12 protein-coding genes and 1 tRNA gene are annotated in these 12138 nt (G+C 40.5%); 4 read left to right on the plus strand and 9 right to left on the minus strand.

Annotation, left to right across the window (positions count from 1 at the left end):
- Nucleotides 1–203 precede the first annotated feature (203 nt).
- The gene (gene rpiB / locus EIP89_RS09090) at nucleotides 204–629 is read left to right on the plus strand and encodes a ribose 5-phosphate isomerase B (RefSeq protein WP_124398367.1); all 426 of its coding nucleotides are present in this window, start codon (nucleotides 204–206) and stop codon (nucleotides 627–629) included.
- Here the strand turns inward: rpiB and EIP89_RS09095 are convergent, their stop codons facing one another.
- From EIP89_RS09095 to EIP89_RS09110, 4 genes are all read right to left on the minus strand, one after another.
- Complete coding sequence (locus EIP89_RS09095; protein WP_124398368.1) at nucleotides 630–1460, minus strand: DUF3298 and DUF4163 domain-containing protein; 831 nt, start codon at nucleotides 1458–1460, stop codon at nucleotides 630–632.
- A 61-nt stretch (nucleotides 1461–1521) separates the two neighbouring features.
- On the minus strand, nucleotides 1522–2643 hold the full coding sequence (locus tag EIP89_RS09100) for an efflux RND transporter periplasmic adaptor subunit (RefSeq protein WP_124398369.1): 1122 nt from the start codon (nucleotides 2641–2643) through the stop codon (nucleotides 1522–1524).
- Nucleotides 2633–6937: a CusA/CzcA family heavy metal efflux RND transporter gene (locus tag EIP89_RS09105; protein ID WP_124398370.1), complete on the minus strand. Its 4305-nt coding sequence runs from the start codon at nucleotides 6935–6937 to the stop codon at nucleotides 2633–2635. Before EIP89_RS09105 ends, EIP89_RS09100 begins: the two co-directional genes overlap by 11 nt.
- Before the next feature lie 61 nt (nucleotides 6938–6998).
- Nucleotides 6999–7391 carry a hypothetical protein gene (locus tag EIP89_RS09110; RefSeq protein ID WP_124398371.1) on the minus strand — a complete coding sequence of 131 codons (393 nt, stop codon included), beginning with the start codon at nucleotides 7389–7391 and terminating at the stop codon, nucleotides 6999–7001.
- A 33-nt stretch (nucleotides 7392–7424) separates the two neighbouring features.
- Between EIP89_RS09110 and EIP89_RS09115 the strand changes: the two genes are divergently transcribed.
- The 3 genes from EIP89_RS09115 to EIP89_RS09125 all read left to right on the plus strand — a co-directional run bounded on the left by EIP89_RS09115 (nucleotide 7425) and on the right by EIP89_RS09125 (nucleotide 8958).
- On the plus strand, nucleotides 7425–7856 hold the full coding sequence (locus EIP89_RS09115) for a nucleoside deaminase (RefSeq protein WP_124398372.1): 432 nt from the start codon (nucleotides 7425–7427) through the stop codon (nucleotides 7854–7856).
- Between the two features lie 165 nt (nucleotides 7857–8021).
- Complete coding sequence (locus EIP89_RS09120) at nucleotides 8022–8492, plus strand: hypothetical protein (RefSeq protein WP_124398373.1); 471 nt, start codon at nucleotides 8022–8024, stop codon at nucleotides 8490–8492.
- A 52-nt stretch (nucleotides 8493–8544) separates the two neighbouring features.
- Entirely contained in the window at nucleotides 8545–8958 is a 414-nt protein-coding gene (locus EIP89_RS09125) for a BrxA/BrxB family bacilliredoxin (protein ID WP_124398374.1), read from the plus strand.
- Between the two features lie 42 nt (nucleotides 8959–9000).
- Here EIP89_RS09125 and EIP89_RS09130 read toward each other — a convergent pair.
- The 5 genes from EIP89_RS09130 to EIP89_RS09150 form a co-directional block, all read right to left on the minus strand.
- Nucleotides 9001–9072: transfer RNA gene (locus EIP89_RS09130), tRNA-Arg, on the minus strand.
- A 23-nt stretch (nucleotides 9073–9095) separates the two neighbouring features.
- Nucleotides 9096–9518 carry a hypothetical protein gene (locus tag EIP89_RS09135; protein WP_124398375.1) on the minus strand — a complete coding sequence of 141 codons (423 nt, stop codon included), beginning with the start codon at nucleotides 9516–9518 and terminating at the stop codon, nucleotides 9096–9098.
- Nucleotides 9472–10455, minus strand: coding sequence for a hypothetical protein (locus EIP89_RS09140; RefSeq protein WP_124398376.1), 984 nt, complete (start codon nucleotides 10453–10455; stop codon nucleotides 9472–9474). Before EIP89_RS09140 ends, EIP89_RS09135 begins: the two co-directional genes overlap by 47 nt.
- Before the next feature lie 15 nt (nucleotides 10456–10470).
- Nucleotides 10471–10935: a hypothetical protein gene (locus tag EIP89_RS09145; protein ID WP_124398377.1), complete on the minus strand. Its 465-nt coding sequence runs from the start codon at nucleotides 10933–10935 to the stop codon at nucleotides 10471–10473.
- 145 nt (nucleotides 10936–11080) lie between these two features.
- Complete coding sequence (locus tag EIP89_RS09150; RefSeq protein WP_124398378.1) at nucleotides 11081–12133, minus strand: RluA family pseudouridine synthase; 1053 nt, start codon at nucleotides 12131–12133, stop codon at nucleotides 11081–11083.
- Nucleotides 12134–12138 lie beyond the last annotated feature (5 nt).

The following is a 12138-nucleotide window of genomic DNA, read 5'->3' on the forward strand; positions in this document are numbered from 1 at the left end:
CGCATGCTATGAATATTTTTTTTAAATATCTTGTTGAATATCTCAATCTAGAAGTAACAGCTTATTTTAATAATTCATAAAAACAACAGTTTGCTCTATTGCTTAATTTGTTTTATTACTTAAAACACGCATTCAAACAAATTTTTTTTCTAAAAGTTACTCAGAGTTATCAACATGCTATCTTTGTATAAACTAACAAGCTCGTGAAACTCGCCATAGCCTCTGATCACGCTGGCTTCGAATTGAAAGAATTTCTAAAGAATACTTTAGATCAATATGAGATAATTGACGTTGGCTGTTTTAGTTCTGAAAGCGTTGATTATCCTGATTACGGTCATCGGCTTGCTGAGCTTATAGAAAAGGGTGAAGTTTCATACGGTATTGCCATTTGTGGAAGTGGCAATGGTATCAATATGACAGTAAATAAACATCCGGGTATAAGAGGTGCCCTGTGCTGGGATGTAGAAATTGCTCGACTGGCCAGGGCTCATAACAATGCCAACATTATTTCATTACCCGCGCGATTTATATCCAAAGAAAACGCTCTCAACTTTGTTCGTATTTTTTTAGAAACTCCTTTTGAAGGGGGAAGGCACTCAAACAGAATTAAGAAAATACCTTGTTTCTAATTAGGTCTTTTGAGCCTTCTGAAGGATATTTAAAATGAGTTCAGACTTAATGAAAGGTTTAATCGCTTGTAAATCTACTTCAAAATCAACAATTCCTTCTGAATAAGGTGAGATCTCATATGGGTTGTAGAAAAATTTAATTTTTGTATCAGTTATTGTAAAATTGTTAGGGATAAAAAATTCATTATCTGCTATAAAATAAATAGTGTTTTCATACGATAGATTATCACCTATTCCCTTAGCTTTTCTGAAGTATTTTTCACAGATTTTCACCAAATTTTCGTTTACGACTAAAATACTGTCAAGCGTCAAGCGATTTCCATTAAACAGGTTATAGTTCAAAATTTTAGAAAGTTCTAAGCCATGTGCCCCACCTCTGAAAGTATATGAATACATATCAATACTGAGCAATCCATTTTTGTTGTAAAGAACATTAAGTGTATAGGTCGTTTCCCAAGGTAAATCATAGTCTGGGAATTCTTTTAATAAATTTCTGTATTCTTCTGTTAAAATATCAATTAATTCGTCCAAATTTTTCGCAGTTGATGTTTCGTCTCCTTCGAGATAAAGAATTTCTTTTTCAATGTCTAATTCAATGTTTACAGCTACCTTATCGCTTACCCCCGATTTAATGTCTAGAGTTTGTATTTTCACCGACATGCAAGGACCTAAATCTGAAGAACAATCACCAATTTGCTTATGTCGATTTTTAATGGAATATTGGATGGAATCAATATTTTGATTAGAAAATCCAGACGAACCGTCTTCGTATTGACATGAAACAATGTTAATGATCGTTGCAATAAAAAGAAATGGAATGAGTAATCTCATTTGTTTCGCTATTTAATTGCTAAAGTACACAAATAGTGAATATATGTATAATTTTTCCGTATTATTCTTCAGCTAAAATAGCTTCTTTAAGAATTTCAGCTCCAATTGTGACAATTGGATAGCCCGATATCTGATCAGAATCGATGATAAAGTTTGAAGAATTTCTCTTAATTACTTGTACAGGTATAAGTTTAAAAGTGGAATTGCTCGTTTGAATGAAAATGTACTCTTTATCATCAAATATAAACAAACTATTTCGAGGAATCAAATAGCCTGATAAAGAGTCAGAAAATGCAAAAGCTGAGACCGATTCACCGACGATTAAATTTTGCGATTTTTCCTTTGGATGACAATGTATAACTATCGATTTTGTTTCGTTTTCAACAAACGAAGAAATGTTGATCACTTCCGCTTCTCTCAAGGTGTTGTCAGATATGGTTTTAAAATAAATAGTATGAATGTTTTTTAAAGATGAATAGGTAGATGGACTTACAAAAACTTCAATATGCAAGTGTTCGCTATTTTGAATTGTAAATAAAAGAGTATTTGATTCAATGTAAGAACCTTGATTGATTAAAACACTTGACACCACTCCATTGCTCGGTGAAAGAAGTACAACATCTGAATAGAGAGAGCCGTTTAGAATGTTTTTAGCATTAAAACCAAGAGAGGTTATCAATTTTTCTTGTGATTTAAATACTGCTAATGATTGAAAATATGCATTTTTAGCCATCTCAAGAGTTCTAATAGATGTGGCAGAGTCTCTGAGTAAAAGTTTTTGTCTTTCGTATTCTAAAGAATCTGTTCTTAATTGTATGTAATCACTTAAAAACTTCTGTTGAATAGTTAAGATTTCTGGGTGTTTTATTCTACATAGAATATCTCCTTTTTTTACTCTTGATCCTTGATAAACGCGTACATCATCGATATAACCTCTTGTTAAAGAGTAAACAGAAAAAATACTTTGGGGAGGTGCTAATACTATGCCATTTAATAGAATGGTATCGGAGTAAAAATTCCTATTTATTTTACTCGATGTTATAAACTTTAGTTTCGTATCGTCTTCAGAAAATTCAACGATTTCTGGCAGAATATTATTTGTTTCTTTTTGAATTACTTCTTCATTTGAGCAAGAAAGAAGAAGAATAGAGAAAAGTGAAACAAAAATCACACTAGAATTCATCTGATAAAAAATTTAGTTCGTTAAGGAGTAATTGATATTGTAATAAGGTATTTAAGTAATTAATTTCTGTGGCAGTTGAAAGTGAAATACTTTGCAAAAATTCAAAGACAGAAATACTTCCATTTTTAAATTCTGAAAAGGCAGTTGTTCGAATTTTTCGGCTGTATTGTTGCTGGAATTCGGTATATTGCTGCAGTTGATTTTGGATTTCGATCAGAGATATTACCAAGCCTTTGATTTTATTTTTTAGCTCGTTTAGTGAATATTCTGATTGTTTAATGGATTTTACCCATTCAATTTGAGCTTGTTTTATGCGCGCAATAGTTGCGTGGGGAATTAAGGGAATTTGAATGCCAACCATAATTCCTTGAAAACTGCGGATACCATCTAAACTTTGATTAAAATACCCCAATTGTATATCTGGGAAAAATGAACTCTTTTGAATGGATAGATTTGCTCTGGCAATGGCTTGTGATAGTTCTAAATCTCTAATAAAAAAGTCGGAAAGTTTTTGGCCATCAGTAATGTAGCGAATTGAAATAGAAGAATCGGCCACTTCGATTTGAGTTTGTGGATCGAGACCAATAAGCGATTTAAGATCAGCTTCGTTTCGGGAAAGTTGAGCCAAATAGGTTTTATAACGTAAAGAGGTTTCTCTAAACCTGCTTTCGAGTAACATGATGTCGAGAGGTTTTGCTGCACCACTGGTTTTTAGGGCTTCAAGAGAATTTTTAAGTTGTTCATATTGATTGTTTTCAAATTCAAAGAGTTGAAGGGTCCATTTGCTGATGAGCCATTGATACCAGGCGGCTGTGATATCGCGAATAAGAATTTTATTGGCAATCTCAAATCTGTTTATCAATTGTTTTTGGCTTAGAGCTGCTCTTTTGTATAATGCAAGCTGGCGTCCGATTGATTGCAGGTTTTGAAATATTTCTAAATTGTAGTCATTGAATTCGTAATTGATTTGACCATAGGTAAGCATGGCTGATGTTGCCCCTGGATCAAGAGCGATAATTTTTTCGAGTCGAGCTATTTGTATATCAGATTTGGCGTTGAAAATCAAAGGATTGTTTTTTAAGCCCAATTGAATGGCTTCTTCGAGCGTTAGTTTTTTTATTGGATTTTGACTGTAAGCTGAAAAACCAAATAGGAGTAACACAATGGTTATTGGAGTTTTTCCAAGAAAGCTGCCTTTGTCGCCTCTGTTCAGGACATAGTAGGCCGACGGCAGCACAAAAAGCGTAAGGAGCGTCGCTGTAATTAAACCTCCGATTACCACTGTAGCCAGTGGTCGTTGCACTTCTGCTCCGGCAGATGTACTAATGGCCATTGGAAGAAAGCCTAAAGCAGCAACACTACCGGTCATCAGAACGGGCCTCAGACGCGTAGAGCAGGCATCGACGAGAATATTCTTTAAAGGATGGTCTGGATTTTTTCGGTGACGGTCAATGATAACGGACATCAATACCACTCCATTGAGCACCGCTACACCAAAAAGAGCAATAAAACCGATCGCAGCAGAAATGCTGAAGGGCATGCCTCGGAGCAGCAATGCGAATACACCGCCAATAGATGCCATCGGAACTACTGAAAATATCAAAAGTGAGGATTTCAGGCTGTTAAAAGCCATAAACAAGAGCAATAAAATGATCATTAAAACAAGGGGTAACACCAACGTGAGTCTTAGCGTAGCGCGCTGCAGGTTTTCAAATTGCCCGCCGTAATCGAGCAATACACCTGGAGGAAAAACTACAGATTGTTTAACGTGCTTCTCAATGTCGGATACAACTGATTTTATGTCTCTTCCGCGCACATTTATGCCGATTTCTACCTTCCGAAGACCGCGTTCGCGGGAGATTTGTCGGGTGCCGCTGATTTCTTTTTCTATTATTAAGTTGCTGAGCGATAGACTATTTTTATCTGTTTTTACCGGAATGAGGTGTAAAGGCAGATTTGGGGTGGCGCTGTTCATACGCACTACCACATCAAATTTCCGTTCGTTTTCGTAGAGTTCGCTTGCCTTAACCCCAGCTACAAGGCTTTGCACAGCTGTATTTATTTGGTCGATTTGAATGCCCGCAGTGGATGCCATCATGCGGTTGATTTCAAACACACGAATGGGTAAGCCGGTATTTTTCTCCAGTTTTACATCGGCAGCACCCTCAGTAGCTGAGGCAATTTTGTAAATCTCGGCGGCTACCCGATTGAGTACAGCTCGGTCTTCACCCAGCACCTTGATGGTGATATCGGACTTGCTTCCAGAGAGCAGTTCATTGAAACGCAGTTGAATAGGTTGCGAAAATTCTAATTGAATGCCCGGCAAAGTGTTTTCGAGCTTTGACTTCATGGCTTCTACGAGTTCATCTTTTGTTTTAGCGGATACCCAAGTTTTCTTCGGTTTCATGATGATCATGATATCCGCTTCTTCAATAGCCATGGGATCAGTAGGTACTTCCGGAGCACCAATTTTTGACACGACGTGTTTGACTTCGGGAAAATTTTCCAAAAGAGTTTTTTCGACTGCAGTAGTTGTCTGAATCATTTTTTCCAGCGATGAGCCAGGTTCGATGAGTACCTGCAGAGCAAGGTCGCCTTCTTCGAGGCTGGGGATGAATTCGGCACCTCTGTTTAGCAAAATGACTACTGATGTGGCAAAGAGCAGTATAGCAGTTGCTACAGTAGCTTTTGCATGGTGGAGAATTGTGTGTAAATATTTGGTGTAAAAATGCTCTAATCGCTTGTGCAGCCATTCAGAAAGGGGCAAATGCTTGTCATCAGGCTTTAACCACAGGGCACATAGCATGGGCACATATGTGATGGAGAGAACGAAAGACCCTATCAGGGCAAATGATATGGTCAGCACCATGGGTTTAAACATTTTGCCCTCGACACCTTCGAAGGCCAGAACGGGCAATAACACCAGCAAAATGATGGCAATCCCGAAGAAGGCCTTGCTGTAAATGCCTGCAGTGTGGTCAGACAACTCTTTTCTGAATGGAATCTTTGAAGCCAGCAAATGGGGTTTGCGCAATTCGAAGAAGTGTATGACCCCTTCGGTTACGATCACAGCTCCGTCCACGATGATGCCGAAATCAATTGCGCCAAGTGACATAAGATTGGCCGATACTCCTGCCAGCCGCATCATACTGAAAGCAAAGAGCATCGAAAGTGGAATGATGCTGGCTGTAATCAGAGCGGCTTTGATACTTCCCAAAAAAATTACCAACACTACGACTACAATGATGGCGCCTTCGGTCAGATTTTTAATGACGGTGTCGATGGTTCTACCGATCAGCTCAGAGCGGTCGAGAAACGGTTCGATGGATACACCCGGTGGCAGAAGAGTCTGCACCTTTGCCATGCGCTCATGTACGTTATTAAGTACCTTCGACGAACTTTGGTCTTTGAGCATCATAGTAATGCCACCCACTACTTCACCTTTCCCATCCATTGTAGTGGCTCCATAGCGCATGGCATGTCCAGGTCGCACATCGGCCACCTGTGAGACAAGCACCACGGAGTTGCCTCTCAAACCAAGCGGAATGTTCTGAATATCTCGCTCACTGCGTGCGCGGCCATCACTTTTCAGGTACACGGCGTTAGGTCCGGCAGCGACATAACCGCTTCCGGCACTTGCATTGTTGGTGCCGATGGCCTGCACCAGTTCATCAACAGAAAAGTTGTACTGCATCATCATCTCAGGCTTGTAGGCTACTTCGTATTGCTTTACATATCCGCCTAAAGAGGAGATGTCAATCACACCTTCGATGCCAGCTAAGTATTTTTTCACAATCCAATCTTGAATGGTGCGCAGATCGTAGAGGGAGTACTGATGCGTGTAAGCAGGGTCAACTCGCAGCACATATTGGTAAATCTCTCCAAGCCCGGTTGTGATCGGAAGCATTTCGGGTTTACCATATTCAATGGGTATTTCGTCGCTCAGAATGCTGAGCTGCTCACCGATGAGCTGCCGGCAACGCATGATGTCGCGATGCTCTTCGAAGACTACGGTGATCACGCTTAAGCCATACCGCGTGATGCTGCGCAACTCCACTACCCCGGGCAGGTTGGCCATTTTGCGCTCCACTGGGGCGGTGATGAAGTATTCCACCTCTTCAGCCGACAAGGCTGGCGAAAAGGTGACAATCTGCACCTGATTGTTGGTGATGTCAGGTACGGCGTCGAGCGGTAGCTGGAGCATCGACCACACGCCCCACACGGCCAGCAACACTACTCCGGCACTGATCAATATAGGATTGAATATGCTGAAATGAATGATTTTGCGAATCATAATCAGGAAAACCAAAAAATTTTTTGAAAATGGAAAGAGAATCGAAAACCCCGAAGAAAATTTATCCCAATACGGGCGGGCCTCTGAAACAGTGAGCGTCGATTAATGCGTACTGGTGAAGACGCTCGTGTTTGGGTATTGTAATTTTAGAGGAGGAATACAGAACAGAATTTTCTAAAGAAAGCGCTACTGGAGCTGTAATGGGTGCAGCGGCAAATTGAAAAGATTTGTAAGAAGAGTTGTTTTTAAAATTATCTAAATGATTTTCACCAATGTCGAACGAAAATATTTTTTTGAGAAAATCAACTATACCCTCCGGCGTTTCAGATGTAGGTGTTTCAAAGAAGTGATTTTCAGTAGAAAGGGGATGAACGCAGTGCTCGTGGGGCAGCATAGCGTGCAAATGCATCACCAGCATAGCCGCCCAAAGGAGTATATTTCGCACCCATTTCATCACTACAAAGGTAAAGCGAAGAGATTAACGTTCATGATCGGACACGAATATTTTATGCGCTTGGCGCTAAAGGAAGCCGAAGCAGCTTTCAAAAAAGGCGAGATACCCGTAGGAGCCGTAATTGTAAGTGAAGAAGTCATTATTGCAAAAGGGCACAATCAGACCGAAGCGCTGGACGACGTTACGGCTCATGCCGAAATGATTGCCATCACTTCGGCAGCTAACGCCATTGGCAGCAAATACCTTCGCAACTGTACGCTCTATGTGACCCTGGAGCCGTGTGTGATGTGTGCCGGAGCGCTTTATTGGGCACAAATTGGCCGTGTGGTGTACGGTGCTACTGACGAAAAAAGGGGATTCACGCGGGTGGGAAATTTATTGCACCCTAAGACAGAGCTAATTGGTGGTATCCTTCAGGAGGAGGCAGAATCCTTATTACGAGAATTTTTTCGCAAATTAAGATAAAGTCACATAATTGATATGTTTCTCAATTTTGGAACAAAGTCTTTTTTAGGGAATTATTTAGGCGTATTGTGTTTGCTTAAAATGCAGTAAAACAGATAATTAAAAACATCAGAGATATTGGCACTCGTCTTGGCAATTCCAAAATAAACCCCAAAACCCACCAAGATGAAAACCACCACACCTAACTACGTAAAATGGCTTCGAATAGCTTTTCTGGTACTTACAGCCCTTTCACTGCTCGAACTGGCCGGAGCTACTTTTACCGAATTTAGATTTTTGTGGGGATACAGTTTTTTGATTGTTTCAACCTTAATCGTACTGACCTATGCCCTACTCGGCAGGCCGTATTTCCGTATGGATACCACCAGTGATGTGATGGAATTTGAAAATGGCTTTTCCATGTTTGATTTTTTAGACAAGTACCTGATTGTAAAACGCGACAAAGTGCTTCATATGGCTATCGAAGATCGCTTGCTCAAAAGAGTACTCGTCGTGCAATATGAAGAATTGGGCGAGGTACAGGAAATGGAGTTTGAAATCAGCTTTTTGTCTGAAAAACAGGTTATAGAGATTAAAAAGGACATAGAGCGCATCAAGGGAAACAAGGTACTGAGCGACTACAATGCCGTAGTATAAGTCACCGGAAGATTCTGTCCCAAAAGTCATATATTTGTCGAAATTTATGATCATGTATCCCGAAGAACTCATCGCTCCCATGCGTGCCGATCTGGTTAATGCCGGATTTACCGAAACTCGAACAGCCGAAGAAGTTGAAAAATACATAAAGCAAACACCGGGCACTGTACTGGTGATGGTAAACTCGGTGTGTGGCTGCGCAGCTGCCAATGCTCGTCCGGCCGTGAAGTTGGCTGTAAAACATTCGAAAAGGCCTGACCATCTGATCACTGTATTTGCCGGCAACGATGTGGAGGCCGTAAAAAAAGCCCGTGAATACATGCTGCCCTTCCCCCCATCGTCCCCTTCTATTGCTTTGTTTAAGGATGGTATGCTTGTACACATGATTGAGCGACACCACATCGAGGGCAGGCCTGCCGAGTTGATAGCGCAAAATTTAATTTCGGCTTTCGAGGAATATTGTTAAAAATGAAAAATCCCGCTAAGCTGCGGGATTTTTTACTTTCAGTGGCCCCACCAGGAATCGAACCTGGATTTAAAGTTTAGGAAACTTCCGTTCTATCCATTGAACTATGGGGCCTTGATTTGGCTCTGCAAAGGTATTTAATAGGTATCAGTTTTGTCGATACTGTATTGGTTTGAACTCAAATTGCTTGGGTCTGGAATCACAATTCTATTGTCTTTAAGAATGTATTGACTTGTAATAAAAGAGTCTTCAAAATCAAAAGACGACTTTATTAAATCGTAGTAAATCACGACAAATCCTTCGTATAGGGGATTGTTTTTAGAGAAATTGCCAGGCAGTAAGATGACATAATTAGCGGAATTATCATCTTTAGCCTGCTCGATAAGCTGAATATTTCTCAGTTTACAGGTAAAACACTGTTTAGGAGAGATTACAAGAAGGTTTTTATTGGAAGGGATAGAGGACTTCACTTCCAGGTGAAGACCATCGGGCAGAGAGGAATGACAAGCTTGATTAAGAGCGAATAGTATGAGCGTAAAAGCGGATAGTATTTTTTTCATTGTCAATGGTGTAATAATAAATTTTACCATCTTTAGCCTGAAAGAGGAATTGCTCGAACTTTTTGGGTACGGGAATGTAGTAATAAGATTTTTTATCGAGGTTATAAACGAGAAGGACTTTTTTCATGTAGTGTTCCGATTTTTTATCCCAGATGGTATAGTTACGGAGAATGCTATTGGTTTTAGCGTCGTAGGCAAGCCAATTAGCATTATAACCCGGAAAAGACTTATAAAAAATTGGCTCTATTTTTTTAGATGTCATACAATAAATTGTATCTTTTCCATCTATTGCAAAATATACTTTATCATCATTTAAGTCTAAAGATATTGAAAGGTATTCAGTATTTTGCTTTACACGACTATCTATTACAAAAGAATTAAGTAAACTACCTTGATGATCTCTTAAATCTAATATTGAAACTTTCTTTACTTTTAAAGTATCTATTTCTTGAGGTAGTCTTTCAAAAACTATAATATGGTTATTAAAATTTCTGAATCCCCTGGGAAAATAGACTGCATCTAAATGACCGGTGTAATCAATTCTGAACTCAATAGGATTACAATCTTTTACAAATTTTATGTAAATAAATTCTCTAAATGTAAGAGAGTCTTCGATATAGACGATGTAGTTACACGTATCAACATAGGAAATTTCACCAAATTTTCTGTAATCTGTCAATTTTTTTAAATCAACACAGTTTTTAATACTATCTTTTGTATGTAAACAAATGTTTTTCGTTTTTCTATTTAAAATTAAAACTCCGTCATTTGTAATTCCTTGAATTCGTAGATCTTCAAAGAGAAAATTCCCCAGAGTTACTTCAAAATCAAACTCAAAATTTGGTTGTTTTTTTTGAGTTTTGCAAGAAAAAAGAAGTAAAAATGCCAGGATGCTGATGCATCCCGGCAGAGAAATTTTATGAAATAAATTGATCATTATGGAGCTATGCGTTTACTCGTTCAGTAATTGAAGGACGAAGAGCTCTGCACCCGAAGGCGCGAAGAAGCGATAGTATTCTTTGTTGCCATGCTGTTCGGAGGTAACCAGAGCACCTTCAGCGCTAATATAGGAATAAATTTCGGAAAACTCAGGCAGGTCAAATCCGGGGATTTCAGCCAGCAAGCCCGATGCAAACACATTGGCTACTTCGTCGATTGACATTGATGGCAGTTCACCTAACGTAGAGCGCACAGAATTAGAAAGGGCTGTAACTTCCACTTCATCGAAACAATCACCTTTCTCTTTTCTGCACTCACCTGGATCTGGATACCATTTATTCGGCAGAAAGTCAGCCTTAATGGGTTCGGTGATTTGGGCTGTGATATCAGGTTGGCTAAGAGTAGTTTTCAGATTGTCTTTGTTACAGGCCAGCAGACCGAGTGCTGCTACTATGGATGTAAGCAAGATATTTCTCATTTTTATTAATTTTAAAATGTTAGACATTGATTTGCGGTCTTAACTAAGGCCTTAGGATTCAGACTGCTAGGCAAAAAAAAAAAAAAAAGCCTGACAATAAAACAAAATTTTAAAACATAAATAAATGTTAAAAATCAAAAACACATCAGAAATCTCTGCCATCAATATACCGTTCCCACTTTTGGATCAGAGCAGCCATGTCGTGCGGCAGGTCAGAGTCGAAGGTCATACGCTGGCCGGTGATGGGGTGGTCGAAGGAGAGGGTTTTGGCATGTAAGGCATGGCGTGGGCATACTTCCATGCAGTTGTGGATAAATTGGGTGTACTTCTGGTGCTGAGTACCTTTTAGGACGCGATCACCTCCGTATTCCCAGTCGTTGAAGAGCGGATGGCCGATGTGCTTCATGTGCACCCGTATCTGATGGGTACGGCCGGTTTCGAGGCGACACTCTACCAAAGTGACGTAACCAAACCGGCGTAGCACGCGGTAGTGTGTCACAGCGTGCTTACCGATACCGCTCTCGGGCGGAAAGACGTCCATCACCTTGCGGTCTTTTAAGTTGCGACCCACATTGCCGACGATGGTGCCTTCATCCTGATCGAAGTCGCCCCACACGACGGCCTGATAGGTGCGGCCGGTCGTGCGCTCGTAGAATTGGCGCGCCAGATGCATCATGGAAAATTCTGTTAGGGCCACCACCATGATTCCCGAGGTATTCTTGTCGAGGCGGTGTACCAATCCAGGTCTCATGGGGTCGGTAGTGCCCTTGGGCAGATTTTTATTCACATGATAGAGCAGTCCATTGACCAGAGTGCCGGAGCGATTGCCTACACCGGGATGCACGACCAGCCCGGGCTGCTTGTCGATCACTACCAGATGAGGGTCTTCGTAGAGGATGTTTAGAGGGATGTCTTCAGGTATAAGCTCGGTGTCGCGGGGCGGATGCGGCAGAACAACTGTGACGACATCGCCGGCTTTTACCTTGTAGTTAGATTTTACAGGCTTTCCGTTGACTAAAATGTTGCCTGCATCGGCAGCCTGCTGAATTTTTGTACGCGATGAGCCTTCGATGAAGTTGTGGAGAAATTTGTCCACCCGGTAGGGCTTTTGGCCCGGTGTGGCTACAAAGCGGTGGTGTTCGTAGAGTTCTTCGGTCGATTCGTCACCGGCGGGTAGGAGTTCTTCGTCCGAAAGCATTTCTT

Origin of the sequence: Thermaurantimonas aggregans (assembly GCF_003851885.1) — a bacterium.
GTDB lineage: Bacteria > Bacteroidota > Bacteroidia > Flavobacteriales > Schleiferiaceae > Thermaurantimonas > Thermaurantimonas aggregans.